This window comes from Pseudomonas sp. T8, assembly GCF_024610635.1.
Taxonomy (GTDB): Bacteria; Pseudomonadota; Gammaproteobacteria; order Pseudomonadales; family Pseudomonadaceae; genus Aquipseudomonas; species Aquipseudomonas chlororaphis_I.
Window position 1 is genome coordinate 288524 of record NZ_CP102374.1, and the last position, 16919, is coordinate 305442.

The window sequence follows — 16919 nt, forward strand, 5'->3', positions numbered from 1 at the left end:
CTTACAGGCCTGAGAGGCCAAGGGCGGGATCGATTCCATCGAGTGCATCGGCCAGAACCTTGGCCTGGTCGGCGATCCGCTTGCGCTGATCGGCGCCGACACTGTCGTAGGAGGCATAGCCCTCGGCGCTGCGCAAAGCGCCGTACTGGCTGTCGAGGGCGCCGAGGGCGCTGTCGATCTGCGCCAGCAACGGGGCGGCGGGCTTGGCCAGCAAGGGGCGCAGCAGGTCGACGACCTTGCGGGTGGTCTCCAGGTTGGCGGCAAAGCCGTTGAGGTCGCTGTGGCTGTAGCGCTCTTCCTCGCCGCTGCCGGCACGCACCTCGGCAATGCTGCGCTGGGCGCGCGCGACCAGGCTGACCAGTTGCTCCGGTGGCAGCGACTGGGCCAGCAGTTGTTGCTTGAGTGTGATGACATCGCTGAGCAGGCGCTGGGCGATCGGCGCCAGGCCGCTCAGGTCGCGTTGCTGGAACAGCGCGTATTCGAGGCGGTGGAAGCCGACGAAGCCGGGGTCCTGCTCGCGTTTTTCGAAGTAGTCGGCGCGCGCGTTGATGCTGTTGTCCAGCTCGCCCAGGCGCTGGGCGGCCGGGGCTAGGCGCTGGTAGGCCGCGCGCGCCGGCAGGTACAAGGCCTGGGCCTGGGCCAGGTCGCCGGCCTGGATGGCTTGCTCCAGGGCGCTCACGGCCTTGATCAGGGTTGTGCCCTGGCTGCTCAGGTAGACCCGGAATTCCGACAGCGGGCCGATAAAGGCGACCATCGACGGCCGGGCCTTGGCCTGGGCGTCGGATTCGGTGGTCGGGGTCACATGCAGGGTGCCGCGCGGGTTGCTCAGCAGGCCGCAGGTGATGGCGTAGTCGCCGGGTTGCAGCCTGGCGTTGATCACCTGGCTGAGGCCCGGCGCGATGTTTTCCCGTTCTTCGACCACTAGCACGCCGTCGAGGATTTCCCACTCCACGGCGCGGTCCGAACGGTTGACGATACGGAAGCTCGCCAGCCCGGCCGGCACGTTCAGGGCGTTCGGCTCGCAGCTGTGGGGGTGGATGGTCACGGTGATTTCGTCCTTGTGCGCCTGGCGCTTGCTGGCGGCCAGCTGCGAGGCGTAATAGAACAGCCCGCCGGCGGCGATCATCACCATCACGGAACCCGCGAGCGCCCAGCGCAGGGCGCTCGGTGCCGGGGGCTGTGGGGAGGCTTGCTGGGTCATGGAAAGGCCTTAGTGGCTGGAAACGGAAGACGATGGGCTGGCGACGGGTGCCGCGCCGGGCAGGAAAAACAGCACCAGGGTCACCAGCAGGTAGAGCAGGTAGGCGCCCAGGGTGCTGACGGTCGGGGTGTCCTGGTAACCGAACATGCCGGCCAGCACCGAGCCCAGCGGGCCGTCCATCGGCAGGCTGGCGCTGAAGTCGAACAGCACGCTCTGCAGGTGGTTCCAGACCCCGGCTTCATGCAGGGCCTGCACCGAGTTGGCGAGGATGCCGGCGGCCACCACCAGGATGAACAGGCCGGTCCAGCGGAAGAACGCGCCGAGGTTCAGGCGCATGCTGCCGGTGTAGATCAGCACGCCTGCGACGATCGCCAGCGCCAGGCCGAGCAGGGCGCCGATCGGTGCCGCCGGGCCTTGGCTCTGCTGGAACACGGCGAGGAGGAAGAACACGGTTTCCAGGCCTTCGCGGGCCACGGCGAAGAACACCATGGCGATCAGCGCCGTGACCTGGTGCCGGGAGCCGGTCAGCGCCTGGTCCAGCGAGGCTTGCAGGGAGTGTTTGATCGAACGCGCGACCTTGCGCATCCAGAACACCATGGAACTGAGGATGCCCACGGCCACCAGGCCGACGATGCCTTCGAAGAGTTCCTGCTGCTTTTGCGGAAACTCGGCGCTCATCAGCTCCAGGCCGCCGCCCACCAGCAGGGCCAGGGCCGCGGCGAGAAACACGCCGATCCACACGGCCGGCATCCACTGGCCGCGCCCGGTCTGTTGCAGGTAACTGGCGATGATGCCAACGATGAGCGCGGCTTCGATCCCTTCGCGCAGCATGATCAGAAATGGAACGAGCATTCAGCACCGGCGGGCAGATAGATAGGGAGCTAAGTTGTAACATGTTGATACGTATTCGCAAATGACTATGGTTGCTATTTGCTGAACGTCAGCTGAACGGAGCGCGTTTGCCAAGTCGGCCTCTGGTCTTTGAGGGTGAGGCTTTTTGTAGGAGCGAGCTTGCTCGCGATAGCGCCAGATCAGATGCCCGCGGTGCTAACTGGATTGATCGCGAGCAAGCTCGCTCCTACAGGGGGCGGGGAGGTCAGGCCAGGTTCTGTTCGGTCAGGCGCTGCACGGCCAGGCGCCGGTAGTGGGAAGGGGTCATGCCCTTGAGTTGCTGGAAGCGCCGGTTGAAGTTGGAGATGTTGTTGAAGCCGGACTCGAAGCACACGTCGGTCACCGGCTTGTCGCCGTCGGCCAGCAGTTCACAGGATTTGCTGATGCGCAGGCGGTTGACGAACTCGACGAAGCAGCGGCCGGTGGCCTGCTTGAACACCCGGGAGAAGTAGGTGGGTTTCATGCCCAGGTAGTCGGCGACTTCTTCCAGCGGCAGCTCGCGGGCGTAGTGGGCGAAGATGTAGTCCACCGCGCGGTTGGTGCGGTCGACGTTGTGCTCGTCGGCCAGTTGCACGTTGGTGGCGCCGGACAGCAACTGGTAGTCGTCACAGGCCGCCAGCAGTTCCAGCAGGATGAAAAAGTGCCCGAGGCGGGTGATGCCGCTGGAGTCGGCGATGCGCTGCATCAGGTCCATGGCCTGGGCGATGGTGCGCTTGCAGCGGAACTCGATGCCGCACTGCGCGCGCTCCAGCAGCGGGGTCAGGCTCTTGAGTTCGGCGAACACCTGATAGCCGCTTTCGAACAGCTCGTCGGTGAAGTTCACCAGCATGTCGCGCTTGGGCACCACTTCGTCCTCGGCCACCTGGCTGATCCAGTTGTGGGGCAGGTTGGGGCCGGTGAGGAACAGCGATTCGGGGTAGAAGTTGCCGATGTAGTCGCCGATGAACACCTTGCCGGAGCTGGCGACGATCAGGTGCAGCTCGTACTCCTTGTGGAAATGCCAGCGCACCAGGGGGCAGGGGAAGCCGTGCTGGCGATAGATGATCGACAGGCCGTTGTGGTCGTCCATCAATTCGTAGGAAGGGTCGGTGACTCTCGCTGATCGGCTCATGGCGCTGCGCTTTCTTATCGTTGTTGCGCCAGATCATGCCTCCATCGGATATCCAGCACCAGTGCTGGCCAGGAGATCCCTGCAGGCGCTCGGGCGCGGCGTTCTCAAGATCGCTGAGGGCCTGCGGCCCTATCGCAGCCTCGCTGGTGCCCGTCAGCGGCTACAGGGTTTGTGCCGGCTGACAGATCGAGGCACGGCTCGGTTTCTGTAGCCGCTGCCGAAGGCTGCGATCGCCCCGAAGGGACGCGCTCTTGACGCCTGCGGCAGCGGCTACAGGAGCCTCAGGCCAGGCGGTTTTTCGCCTCGATCCACTGCGCCATGTACTGGGTGCTCTTGTGGTGATGGTGACGCAGCATGCCGCCGGTGAAGTTGTCGCGGCGCAGTTGCGCCAGGTTCGCCCGGCAGTGCTGCAGGCGCTCGATCAGGGCCGGGCCGTGGACCTGTTGCCGATAGCGCGCAAGCAACAGCTGGCGACCCTGTTCCTGGGCCGCGCTCCACAATGCCTGGTCCTGATACAGGCGCACCGCCGCCGCGGCGATGGCGCTGGCCGACTCGGCCACCGCTCCTGGCCATGGCGCGTCGCCGTGCATGGCTTCGGCGCCGACCGGGGTGGTGACACTCGGCGTACCACAGAGCATAGCGTCCAGCAGCTTGCCCTTGATGCCCGCGCCGAAACGCAGCGGCGCCAGGCAGATCCGCGCGGCGGACATGACCTCCAAGGCATCCTCGGCCCAGTTCATCACCTGGAAACCCTGGGCCGGGTTGTGCAGGGCCGCGGCCTTGGGCGGGGTGTAGGCGCCATAGATATGCAGTTGCGCGCCCGGCAGTTGCTGGCGGATCAGCGGCCAGACGGCGTTTTTCATCCACAGCACCGCGTCCCAGTTCGGCGCGTGGCGGAAGTTGCCGATGCTCAGGAAGTGCGCCCGTTCGGCGAAGGGCACATAGCTGTGCGGCATCTGCTCGGGCATCAGTGGGCACCAGTGCAGCAGGGCCGGCGGCAGGCCGAATTGCTTGACCAGCAGATCGATTTCGAACTCGGAGATCATCAGGCTCAGGTCGCAGCGGTACAGCGCGGCGATCTCGCGCCGGGCCTGGTCGGTCTCGGCCATGCCGGCGAACTCCTGCTCGGCGGCGGGGGCGAACAGGGCGCTGAAGTCATCATTGTCGTCGCAGGCGCCCAGGCGCTCCTTGAGGCGCTGATGGCGGGCGTGACGCAGGCTCTGCAGGTCGGAAGTCTCCAGCACGCGCAGGGCGCCGGGGCACTGCTGCTCGACGCGCCAGCCGAACTGTTCCTCCATCATGAACTGGTCGAACAGCACGATATCCGGCGCCAGTTCGGCGATGAAGCGGTCGAAACTGCTGTTGTTCAGTTCGATCGGGCACTCGCGGATGCCCAGGGCGCTGAGGTCTTCCTTGTGCTCGCCAGGGTTGGCCGGGCTGCTGAAGGTGATGTCCCAGCCTTGCCCGAGCAGGACCTGGAGGATCTGCATCAGGTGCCCGCTGGCCGCCGAGGAGCGGGGTTCGGGCCAGACGTAACCAATGACCAGGACTTTGGTGGCGGCGGTCGGACTCATGGGTGGGTATTCCTGAAAAAAGCGGGGGTGTTTGCGGGGGCGCCATTAAACCACAGCAGGGCGCTGGCGCGGCCGTCCCGGCGCCCATGGCCCAGGCGCTGGTCGGCTCGGAGCGGGTTACCGGGGGTTCAGCCGAGGATGGCGCGGACCTTGTCGCGCAACTGGTCGATGGAGAAGGGCTTGCCGATCACCGTCATGCCGGCGGGCACCTCGATGTTTTCCGCGTAGCCGCTGGCGAACAGCACCGGCAGCTCCGGGCGCAAGGTGCGGGCATGGGCCGCCAGTTCCTTGCCGTCCATGCCGGGCAGGCCGACGTCGGTCATCATCAGGTCGATTTGCAGCGTGCTGTCCTGCAACCGGGTCAGGGCTTCTTCGCTGCCCGAGGCTTCCAGCACCTTGAATTCCAGCTCCTCCAGCACATCGACAATCAGCATGCGCACGATGGCGTCGTCTTCGACGACCAGGATGGTGGAATCGGTGGGGGACATGGCAAGGCTCTCGAAAAAATGGAAAAAAAGGACGGCAGCGGAAAAAGGTGCTTGTCTCTTGCATCAGTAAATGACGCGCAATGACAAGTTCCCGAAGCTGTACAAAAAAGTAATTCTGTACAAGCTGTGCCAGAATAACCTGTCTGATCGAGGGCGGGCAGTGCAGGATGAAAAATTGCCACCGAGCTTGTCGGAAGAATAGATGCGCTGCCCCCCTTTGGGGCAAACTCCATGGATTTTGACACTTCACCAAGGCCTTTCAATGAGCTCCCCGTCTTCGGTTGATGAACAGAGTTTTCGCAAGCTGCTAAGCCGCAACATCGCGCTTCCCCTGGGGGTGGGCGTGCTCAGCGCGGTGGTCTTCGTGTCCCTGATCAGCTATCTGCTCTCGGCGATCCAGTGGGTCCAGCACAGCGACCGGGTGATCAACAGCATCAACCAGGCCGCCAAGCTGACGGTCGACCTGGAAACCGGCATGCGCGGCTTCCTGATCACCGGCGACGAGCATTTCCTCGACCCGTATGAAGTGGCCAAGCCGCAGATCTTCAGCGAGCTGCGCGAGTTGCGGGGGCTGGTGGCGGACAATCCGCAGCAGGTCGATCGCTTCAAGCGCCTGGAAGCCTTGCAGGAAGAGTGGGGCCTGCACGCGAAAAGCATGATCGAGATGCGTCGCCAGGAGGGCGATTATCGCCGCTCGGTGCAGTCCGGCCGGGGCAAACGCCTGACCGACCAGATGCGCAAGGAATACGACGAAGCAGTGGCGATGGAGCAGCAGCTGCGGGTCGATCGCAACGAGAACGTCACCCGTACCACGGTCCTCAGCGTGGTCCTGTACCTGCTGTTCGTGGTGGTTATCAGTGGCCTGCTGGCCTTTATCGGTCGCCGCGACCTGCTCAACCTGTCGAAGAGCTACAGCGCCAACCTAGCCGCCCAGCAGAAAAGCGCCCAGAGCCTGGCGCAACAGGCCTGGCTGCGCAGTGGCCAGACCGAACTGGCCGAGCAGTTGCTCGGGCAACTGACGCTGAACCTGCTGGGGCGCAATATCCTGCAGTTCTGCGCGCAATACCTGGGCAGCGCCGTGGCGGCGCTGTACGTGCGTGAAGAGCACGGTGGCCTCAAGCGCGTGGCCGCCTATGGCTTCTCCCGCGAGCAGGAAGAACGCGAACAGTCGATTTTCATCGGTGAAGGCATGGTCGGGCAGGCGGCCCAGCAGGACCGGCTGATCCGCCTGGACGAGGTGCCCGTCGATTATTTCAAGGTCAGCTCCGGCCTGGGCGATGGCGTGCCGCGCAGCGTGCTGGTGGTGCCGACCAGCGACGACGACCGGGTCAACGGGGTGATCGAACTGGGCTTCCTGCGCGCCCTCAGCGAGCGCGATGTCGAGTTCCTGGAGCTGATCGCCGGCAATATCGGCACCGCCATCGAAGCCGCGCGTTATCGCCAGCGCCTGCAGGAAGTGCTGGCCGAGACCCAGCAACTCAACGAAGAGCTGCAGGTGCAGCAGGAAGAACTGAAGACCGCCAACGAAGAGCTCGAGGAACAGTCGCGGGTGCTCAAGGAATCCCAGGTGCACCTGGAAGCCCAGCAGGTGGAGCTGGAACAGACCAACGAGCAACTGGCCGAGCAGGCCCAGGCGCTGGCGCAGCAGCGCGACGCCATGGACCGCAAGAACGGCGAGCTGAACCAGGCCCAGGTGCAGTTGCAAGAACGCGCCGAGGAGCTGCAGCGGTCGAGCAAGTACAAGTCGGAATTCCTCGCCAATATGTCCCACGAGCTGCGCACGCCGCTGAACAGCTCGCTGATCCTGGCCAAGCTGCTGGCGGAAAACCCCCAGGAAAACCTCAGCGCCGAACAGGTGCAGTTCGCCGAGTCGATTTATTCGGCGGGCAACGATCTGCTCAACCTGATCAACGACATTCTCGACATTTCCAAGGTAGAAGCCGGCAAGCTCGAAGTGCGTCCGGAAAACACCAGCGTCGCGCGCCTGGTCGAGGGCCTGCGCGGGCTGTTCCAGCCACTGACGGCGGACAAGGGCCTGGAATTTCGTGTCGAGTTGCAGCCCGGTACGCCGCAGATGCTGTTCACCGACCGCCAGCGGGTCGAGCAGATTCTCAAGAACCTGCTGTCCAACGCTGTGAAGTTCACCGAGAAGGGCCAGGTCAGCCTGAGCGTGTCGCAGCAGCCCGAGGCGGGCATTGCCTTTATCGTGCGCGACTCGGGCATCGGCATTGCCCCGGAGCAGCAGGAAAGCATCTTCGAGGCCTTCCGCCAGGCCGACGGCACCACCAACCGCCGTTACGGCGGCACGGGCCTGGGGTTGTCGATTTCCCGTGACCTGGCGGCGCTGCTCGGCGGTTCGATCACGGTCGCCAGCGAGCCGGGGCAGGGCAGTGTCTTCACCCTGGTGCTGCCGGAGCAGTACGTCGAGCGTGCGGCAGAGCAACAGGGCGAACTCAAGCCAGTCGCTGCGCCGCTGACCCAGGCGCCGAGCAAACCGGCGCCGGCGCCGGCTCCCCTGGTGCCTGAGGTGGAGATTCCGCGTTTCGCCGACGATCGCGACAAGGCGCCGTTCGCCACCCGCTGCATCCTGGTGGTGGAGGACGAGCCGAACTTTGCCCACATCCTGTATGACCTGGCCCACGAGCTGGGTTACCAGTGCCTGGTGGCCCACGGCGCCGACGAGGGCTACAGCCTGGCCGAGCAGTTCGTGCCGGACGCGATCCTGCTGGACATGCGCCTGCCGGATCATTCCGGCCTGACGGTGTTGCAGCGCCTCAAGGCGCACGCCAGCACCCGGCACATCCCGGTGCATGTGATTTCCGTGGAAGACCGGGTCGAGGCCGCCATGCACATGGGCGCCATCGGCTATGCGGTCAAGCCCACCACCCGCGAAGAACTCAAGGACGTGTTCGCCCGCCTGGAAGCCAAGCTCACCCAGAAGGTCAAGCGCGTGCTGCTGGTGGAGGACGACGACCTGCAGCGCGACAGCATCGCCCGGCTGATCGGCGACGACGACATCGAGATCACCGCCGTCGGCCTGGCCCAGGAGGCCCTGGAGCTGCTGCGCGACAACCTCTACGACTGCATGGTCATCGACCTGAAGCTGCCGGACATGCTCGGCAACGACCTGCTCAAGCGCATGTCCACCGAGGACATCTGCTCCTTCCCGCCGGTGATCGTCTACACCGGGCGCAACCTGACCCGCGACGAAGAGGCGGAGCTGCGCAAGTATTCGCGCTCGATCATCATCAAGGGCGCGCGCTCGCCCGAGCGCCTGCTGGATGAAGTGACGCTGTTCCTGCACAAGGTCGAGTCCCAGTTGTCCCATGAGCGGCAGAAGATGCTCAAGGCCGCCCGCAGCCGCGACAAGGTCTTCGAGGGGCGCAAGGTCCTGCTGGTGGACGACGATGTGCGCAATATCTTCGCCCTCACCAGCGCCCTGGAGCAGAAGGGCGCGATCGTGGTCATCGGTCGCAATGGCCATGAGGCGATCGCCAAGCTCGATGAAGTCGAGGACATCGACCTGGTGCTGATGGACGTGATGATGCCCGAGATGGACGGTTACGAAGCCACCCTGGAAATCCGCAAGCAGCCGCGCTGGCGCAAGCTGCCGATCATCGCGGTGACCGCCAAGGCCATGAAGGACGATCAGGAGCGTTGCCTGCAGGCCGGCGCCAACGATTACCTGGCCAAGCCGATCGACCTCGACCGGCTGTTTTCCCTTATTCGAGTCTGGTTACCCAAGATGGAAAGAATCTAGTGGAGCGCAATACCGAGATCGAACTGCGCCTGTTGATCGAAGCTATCTACCTCAAGTACAGCTACGACTTCCGCGATTATTCCGGCGCCTCGATCAAGCGCCGGATCAACCATGCGTTGCGCCAGTTCGAATGCAAGACCATTTCCGCCCTGCAGGAGCGGGTGCTGCATGATCCGGGCGCGTTCATGCAGCTGCTGCAGTTCCTGACGATCCCGGTCAGCGAGATGTTCCGCGACCCGTCGCACTTCCTGGCGATCCGCCAGGAAGTGGTGCCGCTGCTCAAGACCTATCCCTCGATCAAGATCTGGATCGCCGGCTGCAGCACGGGCGAGGAGGTCTATTCGATGGCCATCCTGTTGCGCGAGGAAGGGTTGCTCGAGCGCACCATCATCTACGCCACCGACATCAATCCCAGCTCCCTGGAGAAGGCCAAGCAAGGCATCTTTTCCCTGGAGAACATTCGCGCCTACACCCAGAACTACCAGCAGGCCGGCGGTTTGCGCTCCTTTGCCGACTACTACACGGCGGCCTACGACTACGCGATCTTCGACAAGACCCTGCGCGAGAACGTGACCTTCGCCGACCACAGCCTGGCGACCGACAGCGTGTTCTCCGAAACCCAGCTGATTTCCTGTCGCAACGTGCTGATCTATTTCAACAAGAAGTTGCAGGACCGCGCCTTCGGCCTGTTCCACGAGTCGCTCTGCCACCGTGGCTTCCTGGTGCTGGGCAGCAAGGAAACCCTGGACTTCTCGGCCTATGCCCAGCACTTCGAGCCGCTGGTCAAACAAGAACGGGTCTACCGCAAATCATGAACGACGACGTCATCAGGCAATCCGCCTTGCCGCGGGTCGAGGCCATCGTGATAGGCGCGTCGGCCGGCGGCGTCGAGGCGCTGCTGAAAATCTTCAGCGCGTTCCCCGAGGGTTTCAGCCTGCCGATCGTGGTGGTGCTGCACCTGCCCGAAGAGCATCGCAGCCAGTTGGCCGAGCTGTTCGCCCTGCGCCTGGCGCTGCCGGTGAAAGAGGCCCGCGACAAGGAGAGCATCGAGCGCGGCACCCTGTATTTCGCCGCGCCCGGTTATCACTTGTCGGTGGAGCAGGACCGCAGCCTGTCCCTGAGCCAGGAGGAGCGCGTGCATCATTCGCGTCCCTCGATCGATTACCTGTTCGACTCCGCCGCCGATGCCTATGGCCCGCGCCTGGCCGCGGTGCTGCTGACCGGGGCCAACCAGGACGGCGCCCATGGCCTGGCCCAGGTCAAGCGACGCGGCGGCCTGAGCATTGTCCAGGACCCGGCCGAGGCCCAGGTGGCGACCATGCCCGAGGCGGCCATCGCGCTGCACCGACCGGATTACATTCTCCCTTTGCACGGCATCAGCCGTCTGCTTGTCGAGCTGGAACGAATCGCATGTTAAGTAATATCCAAGCCAAGCTGCTGATCGTCGACGATCTGCCAGAGAACCTGCTGGCCCTCGAAGCGCTGATCAAGCGCGAGGATCGCCAGGTGTACAAGGCGCTGTCAGCGGACGAGGCGTTGTCGCTGTTGCTCGAGCATGAGTTCGCCATGGCCATCCTCGATGTGCAGATGCCCGGCATGAACGGCTTCGAGCTGGCCGAGCTGATGCGCGGCACCGAGAAGACCAAGAACATCCCCATCGTGTTCGTCAGCGCCGCCGGGCGCGAGCTCGACTATGCCTTCAAGGGCTATGAGAGCGGCGCGGTGGACTTCCTGCACAAGCCGCTGGATATCCATGCGGTGAAGAGCAAGGTCAATGTGTTCGTCGACCTGTACCGGCAGAGCAAGGCCATGAAACGGCAGGTCGAAGCCCTGGAGCAGAGCCGGCGCGAGCAGGGGGCGCTGCTCAAGCAGTTGCAGGCGACCCAGAACGAACTGGAGCAGGCGGTGCGCATGCGTGACGACTTCATGTCGATCGTCGCCCACGAGGTGCGCACGCCGTTGAACGGCCTGATCCTGGAGACCCAGCTGCGCAAGATGCACCTGGCCCGCGACAATGCTTCCGCGTTTACCCTGGACAAGATGCAGGCCATGGTCGAGCGCGATGAGCGCCAGATCAAAAGCCTGATCCGCCTGATCGAAGACATGCTGGACATCTCGCGGATCCGGACCGGCAAGCTGTCGATCCGCCCGAGCCAGGTCGACCTGGTACAGCTGGTGCGTGGCCTGCTGGAGAGTTTCGCGCCCCAGGTCGAGGCCGCCGAATCCTCGATCGCCCTGAGCGCCGAAGGCTCGGTGCTCGGCCAGTGGGACGAGTTCCGTATCGAACAGGTGATCTCCAACCTGCTGACCAATGCCTTGCGGTATGGCGCCAAGAGCCCGATCGAAGTGCGGGTCTACAGCGCGGACGGGCAGGCGCGGGTCGAAGTGCGCGATCACGGGATCGGCATCAGCGAGGAAAACCAGGCGCGTATCTTCCAGCAGTTCGAGCGCGTCTCTGTCAATCATGCGGTGGCCGGGCTCGGGCTGGGGTTGTTCATTTCCGAGCAGATCGTCACCGCCCATGGCGGCACCATTGAAGTCGACAGCAGGATCGGCGAAGGTGCGCTGTTTCGCGTTTGTCTGCCGCTGTAGGAAAACACCGGCACCCACGCAACCTTCTGGATGACCGGATGGTCGTATCAGCAGCTATTGACCGAACAAAGGCTTCTCATGAGTGAAGATGCACAAGACGTCGTACTGATCGTCGAAGATGAACCGGTGATTCTGATGTTGCTCGCCGACTACCTGTCGGGCCTGGGCTACCGGGTTTTGCAGGCGGAGAACGGCGAGCAGGCATTCGAGATCCTCGCCAGCAAACCGCACCTGGATGTGATGATCACCGACTACCGGCTGCCGGGCGGGATTACCGGGGTGATGATCGCCGAGCCCGCGGTGAAGCTGCGTCCGGACCTCAAGGTGATTTTCATCAGCGGCTATCCCACCGAGATTCTCGAATCCGGCAGCCCGATCGCCAGAAGCGCGCCGATCCTGGCCAAGCCCTTCGACCTCAACAGCCTGCAAGAGCAGATCCAGCGCCTGCTGGCGTGACACCTCTAAGCCCTGCAGCCCTGTAGCCGCTGCCGAGCCCGCGAGGCTGCGATCGGTTGCGTAGCAACCGCAAGACCAGGCTCCACGATGGATCAGGTAAATCTTGCGCCTGCTACGCAGGCGATTGCAGCCTGCGGCAGCGGCTACAGGGGCGGGTGCGACATTGAAATATCGTCCGGCGGCGCGGGTTTACAGGCCTTGCTGCAAGGCCGGATCGTCGGGGTTCTGTTGTTCCAGCTGGGCCAGGAGGATCTGCACGTTCTGCAGCTGGCCGCTTTCCTTCCAGTACTTGATCAGCAGCACCCGCGCCTTGCGGTTGGCGGGTTGGCGCTGGACGATTTCCTCGAGCTGTTTCTGCGCCGCTTCCAGCTCTTCTTCGCTGTGCAGGGTGGTGGCCAGGTCGTAGCGGTAGTCGGCGTTGTTCGGCTCCAGCTCCACGGCGCGGGACAGGCCGAGCAGGGCGAACTCGCTCTGGTCGTGGTGCAGCAGCCACATGCCCAGGGCGTGTTGCAGGTAGGCGGAATCCTGTTGTGCCTGCAGTTGTTTGGCCAGCAGCTTGCGGGCATCTTCGCTGCGGCCCTGGCGGTCCAGCACCTCCAGTTGCAGGATCACCGCTTGCAGGTTGTCCGGTTGCAGGCTCAAGGCGTGCTCCAGCGTCTGCTGGGCCTGGTCCAGGTTGGCGTTGTGCAGGTACAGGCGCGCCAGCTGGTATTGCGCCTCGACGTTCTCCGGCTGGGCCTTGAGCACTTGGGTGTACTCATCGATCACTTGCTGCAGCGGCCCGAAATACAGGCCTTGTTCATCCGGCGACAGGCCGAGCAGGGCGGTGACGGCGGCGAAGCGCACGCTTTGCACTTCGTCGTCCAGCAGCGGGCCGATCAGCAGGCTGCGCTGGCGCGCCGGGACCAGGCCGAGCACCGCCTGAATGGCCGCCTCGCGGACCTCGGGCTCGGCGTGGTGCAGGCCGGCGTCGGCCAGTTTCAACGCCTGCGGGCTGGGGTAGTTGTGCAGCTCGGCGAGCAGGCGGATGCGCCGGCTGTCCGACAGGTCGGGCCGCCCCAGCTGCTGATACAGCACTCGGGCGGCGCCGGGCTGGCCGTTGCGCGCCTGTTCCAGCGCCTTGCCGTAACCGTGCTTGATCGCATCCGGCACCACCGGCGGCGTGGTGCGCAGGAACAGCCACGCCAGGCCCAGGGCCAGGACGACGAGAAGGCTGATCAACAGAGTGCGGCGGGGCTTGGTCATGCAGGCATCCATGGCAGGGGCGGCTTTACGAAGGCGCAAGCTTCGGTCAGGTTCCCCCCGGAGTCAAACCCGCTTGCGGGTCGATGGGCACGACTCGGGTTTTCGCGCCGGGGCCAGGCCGCAAGAGCGGCGCCGGCTGGTCCAATCACTCTGCTTGACCACGCGATTGGCGCGAACGATCGACAGTTCGGGAAAAATTGCCTTCCTGCCGGGAAGGCCGGGACGATAAGCTTTCCCGGCCGCAGACTGACTACGCTAGCCGCAGGTGCCCCTTTGCCCAGAACCCACTCATGCAGCCACTGATCAACTACTTCAAGGTCGTCATTCACCCGGGAGGTGCGGTGCTGCGCTTTGCCCTGCGCACCATCGTCGCGGGCCTGCTGACCCTGTACCTGGCGTTCATCTTCGACCTCGACCAGCCCAAGTGGTCGCTGATGGCGGTGATCATCGTCAGCCAGCCCCTGGCGGGCATGGCCCTGGCCCGCAGCTTCGGCCAGGTGATCGGCACCACCCTGGGGGCGGCGGTGGCGGTGCTGATCATGGCGATCTTCCCCCAGGCGCCGCTGCCGTTCCTGGTCACCCTGGGCCTGTGGCTGGCGTTGTGCACCGCCGGCGGCACCCTGTTGCGCTACACCAGTTCCCAGGCGTTCGTGCTCAGCGGCTACACCGCGGTGGTGGTGGCGATGCTGGCGATCCCCGAGCAGGGCAATACCCTGACGCTGGCGATTACCCGGGTCACCGAGACCCTGCTGGCGGTGGCCTGCGTCTGCGTGGTCAGCCTGCTGACGGCGCGCCCGGAGGCCGTGGCCCACGGTTACTTCGCCAAGATCGACCAGGTGCTCAAGCTGCTGGCGACCCACGCCGCGGCGGCGATTCGCACCGACGAAAGCGAGGCCGACTTCCACAAGCGGCAGATGCAGCTGCTGGGCGAGATCAGCGCCCTGGAAGGGTTGCGCCGCCACCTGTATTTCGACGCGCCGCGCCTGCGCAGCGCCGACGGCCTGGTGCAACTGCTGGGCAACCAGCTGGTGCTGCTGACCTCGCGCCTCAGCGTGCTGCGCCACCAGCGCGAACTGCTGCGGGCGCGCTGGGTCGGCGAGCTGCCGGAGGCGATCCAGCAACTGCGCGCCGACGAGCTGGCATTTCTCGATGAACTGGCGCAGCACGGCCGTGCCTTGCCCGCCGCCTCGCGGCAGCAGTTCGCGCAATTGCAGCAGCGTTTCGATGAACAGGCGCGGCGCGCCGAGCGCGAGGCCGACGCCTTGCCCGCCACCTTGCGTTCCCTGGCCTGGGCCCTGCGCTGGGAGCAGGCGCGGATGCTCAAGCAGCTCGAAGACATTCTCGAGTTCAGCGATGCCATCCAGGACGGTCGCCAGGCCAGTTGCCTGTACCGCCAGGGCCGGGCCAATCCGTTGCACCTGGACTGGCCGCTGGCGGCGATGAATGCGCTGCGGGCTTTTACCGCGCTGCTGGTCTCCGGGCTGATCTGGATCGAAACCGCCTGGGACGGCGCGCGTTCGAGCATGGTCCTGGTGGGTATTCTCTGTTCGCTGATGGCGACCTTCCCGCGGCCTTTGGCGGCGGCGCAAAGCTACATGCGTGGCCAGGCCCTGGCGCTGGTGATCTCGGCGGTCTACGTCTTCGCCCTGGTGCCCTTGATTGGCGATTTCGAGTGGCTGGCGCTGCTGCTGGTGCCGCTGCTGTACACGGTCGCGGTGGGCCTGGCCAGCCCGATGACCGCCGGCATCGGCATGGGCCTGGGGCTGTCGAGCCTGCTGATGATCGGCCCGCAGAACATCGGCGCCTGGCAGAACAGCGCCATCCAGTGGTTCGAGTTCGCCGGGGCCTATGTCAGCGGCGGGGTGCTGTCGTTGCTGGTGTACGCCTTTATCTTCCCGTTCAACCCGGTGCTGCGCATTCGCCGCTTGTTCCGCGACACCCGCGAGCAGGTGTATGCCTTGCAGAAAACCACGGCCAGCGACGAGGAGCAGTTTGTCTTCGAGAGCCGCATGGTCGACCGCCTGACCCAGATGCTCGGGCTGTTGCCCGCCGCCGGCGACCGCGCTTCCGCCGAGCGTTTCGAAACCAGCCTGGCCTGCATGACCCTGGGCGTGGCGATGAACCAGCTCAAGCAGCAGAGCCTGGACAACCCCTGGCTGAGCAGCGCGACCAACGCCGACCTGCAGCAGTTGCTGCGGCGGATCGGGCGTTATGTGGCCGGGCGCTCGGCGCTGGAGGTGGATGAGCTGCTGGCGCGGCTGCGGGAGCTGGGCGACTACCTCGACCAGCTGCACACCGACGACCGGCCCCAGGCCCACGAGCAGCTGTGGTCGGTGTTCCGCATGCGCGTCTCACTGCTGATCGTCGGCGCCTTCCTGGAGCGCTACAGCCCCATGCTGCAACCCACGGAAACAGGAGAACCGGCCCTTGCCCATTGATTTCGAATTCGGCGGCGTCTACCTGCCGCCCATCGCCCAGGCCCTGTTGCTGGCCTTGCCGATTTTCCTGCTGCTGGACTGGGGGCTGCGGCGCCTCGGTGTGTTGCGCTTCGTCTGGCACGAAGCGTTGTTCGAAGGGGCGCTGTATGCCTGCGTCTGCGCCACGGTCATTTTACTGATGGGAAGCCTATGAATCTGAAAAACACCCTGGCCCGCTCGATCACCCTGGTGGCGGTAGTGCTGGCGCTCGTGCTGGGCTGGTTCGCCTGGGAGCATTACACCCGCGCGCCCTGGACCCGCGATGCGCGGGTGCGGGCCGATGTGGTGACCCTGTCGGCGGACGTCGCCGGGCGCATTGTCAGCCTGCAGGTGCAGGACAACCAGCACGTGGACAAGGGCCAACTGCTGCTGGAGATCGACCCGGCGCAATATGCCCTGGCCGTGGAGCATGCCAAGCGTTCGGTGGAAGTGGCGGTCGCCACCCTCGGCCAGTCCGAAGCGGCGATTGCCGCCAGCGCGGCGCAGCTCAAGCAGCGGCAAAGCGAAGAGCGTCGGCGCCGGAGCCTGAAGCAGGGCTTCGCGATTTCCGGCGAGGAGTGGGAGAAGTCCAATACCGATGTGGCGGTGGCCCAGGCCGACCTGTTGCGCGACCAGGCCAATCTCGGCCTGGCCCAGGCCAACGTGCACCTGGCCCAGGCGGCGCTGAAACAGGCCGAGCTGGACCTGCAGCGCACCCGGGTCGAAGCCCCGGTCAGCGGCTACGTGACCAACCTGCAGACCCGCCAGGGCGACTACGCCAGCGCCGGCGCGGCCTTGCTGGCGCTGGTGGACAGCGACTCCTTCTATATCAGCGGTTACTTCGAGGAGACCAAGCTGCCACGGATCGAGGAGGGCAGTGCGGTGCGCATCCAGTTGATGAGCGGCGAGACCTTCGGCGGCCAGGTACAGAGCATCGCCTTCGCCATTACCGACCGCGAGAACTCCCAGGGCAGCCGCCTGCTGGCCAACATCAACCCCAGCTACACCTGGGTCAAGCTGGCGCAGCGGGTGCCGGTGCGGATCGCCATCGACCCTGATTACCCGGGCAAGGACAGGTTGCGCGCCGGGACTACGGCGACGGTGACGGTGCTGGAATAGGCGAGAGGTTGTTGTGGATGAACGAT

At 64.9% G+C, this 16919-nt stretch carries 14 protein-coding genes; 8 read left to right on the top strand and 6 right to left on the bottom strand.

From position 1 onward, the window contains the following. Position 1: 1 nt before the first annotated feature. From efeO to NRG23_RS01325, 5 genes are all read right to left on the bottom strand, one after another. The gene (gene efeO / locus NRG23_RS01305; protein WP_257373532.1) at positions 2–1201 is read right to left on the bottom strand and encodes an iron uptake system protein EfeO; all 1200 of its coding nucleotides are present in this window, start codon (positions 1199–1201) and stop codon (positions 2–4) included. Between the two features lie 9 nt (positions 1202–1210). Next, positions 1211–2053, bottom strand: coding sequence for an iron uptake transporter permease EfeU (efeU, locus tag NRG23_RS01310; protein WP_016703822.1), 843 nt, complete (start codon positions 2051–2053; stop codon positions 1211–1213). Between the two features lie 244 nt (positions 2054–2297). Next, positions 2298–3203 (bottom strand): AraC family transcriptional regulator, encoded by a 906-nt coding sequence (locus NRG23_RS01315; protein ID WP_016703823.1) that lies wholly within the window; start codon positions 3201–3203, stop codon positions 2298–2300. A gap of 281 nt (positions 3204–3484) precedes the next feature. After that, positions 3485–4777 (bottom strand): glycosyltransferase, encoded by a 1293-nt coding sequence (locus NRG23_RS01320; protein WP_028682578.1) that lies wholly within the window; start codon positions 4775–4777, stop codon positions 3485–3487. Positions 4778–4905: 128 nt separating this feature from the next. Further along, a complete protein-coding gene (locus NRG23_RS01325; protein WP_103330645.1) occupies positions 4906–5265 on the bottom strand; it encodes a response regulator in 360 nt (119 codons plus the stop codon). Between the two features lie 262 nt (positions 5266–5527). Here NRG23_RS01325 and NRG23_RS01330 point away from each other — a divergent pair, with 262 nt between their 5' ends. From NRG23_RS01330 to NRG23_RS01350, 5 genes are all read left to right on the top strand, one after another. Beyond that, positions 5528–9025: a response regulator gene (locus tag NRG23_RS01330; RefSeq protein WP_257373533.1), complete on the top strand. Its 3498-nt coding sequence runs from the start codon at positions 5528–5530 to the stop codon at positions 9023–9025. Continuing rightward, positions 9025–9840, top strand: a complete 816-nt coding sequence (locus NRG23_RS01335; RefSeq protein ID WP_009049264.1) for a protein-glutamate O-methyltransferase CheR — start codon at positions 9025–9027, stop codon at positions 9838–9840. Before NRG23_RS01330 ends, NRG23_RS01335 begins: the two co-directional genes overlap by 1 nt. Further along, entirely contained in the window at positions 9837–10442 is a 606-nt protein-coding gene (locus tag NRG23_RS01340; protein WP_103330647.1) for a chemotaxis protein CheB, read from the top strand. The genes NRG23_RS01335 and NRG23_RS01340 overlap by 4 nt, the downstream gene beginning before the upstream one ends. After that, the gene (locus NRG23_RS01345; RefSeq protein ID WP_257373534.1) at positions 10436–11617 is read left to right on the top strand and encodes a hybrid sensor histidine kinase/response regulator; all 1182 of its coding nucleotides are present in this window, start codon (positions 10436–10438) and stop codon (positions 11615–11617) included. Before NRG23_RS01340 ends, NRG23_RS01345 begins: the two co-directional genes overlap by 7 nt. Before the next feature lie 78 nt (positions 11618–11695). Further along, positions 11696–12073: a response regulator gene (locus NRG23_RS01350; protein ID WP_009049261.1), complete on the top strand. Its 378-nt coding sequence runs from the start codon at positions 11696–11698 to the stop codon at positions 12071–12073. A 189-nt stretch (positions 12074–12262) separates the two neighbouring features. Here the strand turns inward: NRG23_RS01350 and NRG23_RS01355 are convergent, their stop codons facing one another. After that, positions 12263–13318 (bottom strand): tetratricopeptide repeat protein, encoded by a 1056-nt coding sequence (locus NRG23_RS01355; protein WP_041983558.1) that lies wholly within the window; start codon positions 13316–13318, stop codon positions 12263–12265. Between the two features lie 290 nt (positions 13319–13608). Here NRG23_RS01355 and NRG23_RS01360 point away from each other — a divergent pair, with 290 nt between their 5' ends. From NRG23_RS01360 to NRG23_RS01370, 3 genes are read left to right on the top strand one after another with little or no spacing between them, the layout of a single operon-like run. Further along, complete coding sequence (locus tag NRG23_RS01360) at positions 13609–15756, top strand: FUSC family protein (RefSeq protein ID WP_257373535.1); 2148 nt, start codon at positions 13609–13611, stop codon at positions 15754–15756. Beyond that, positions 15746–15949 carry a DUF1656 domain-containing protein gene (locus NRG23_RS01365; protein WP_007924845.1) on the top strand — a complete coding sequence of 68 codons (204 nt, stop codon included), beginning with the start codon at positions 15746–15748 and terminating at the stop codon, positions 15947–15949. The genes NRG23_RS01360 and NRG23_RS01365 overlap by 11 nt, the downstream gene beginning before the upstream one ends. Next, positions 15946–16893 carry an HlyD family secretion protein gene (locus NRG23_RS01370; protein ID WP_009049258.1) on the top strand — a complete coding sequence of 316 codons (948 nt, stop codon included), beginning with the start codon at positions 15946–15948 and terminating at the stop codon, positions 16891–16893. Before NRG23_RS01365 ends, NRG23_RS01370 begins: the two co-directional genes overlap by 4 nt. Positions 16894–16919: the final 26 nt, after the last annotated feature.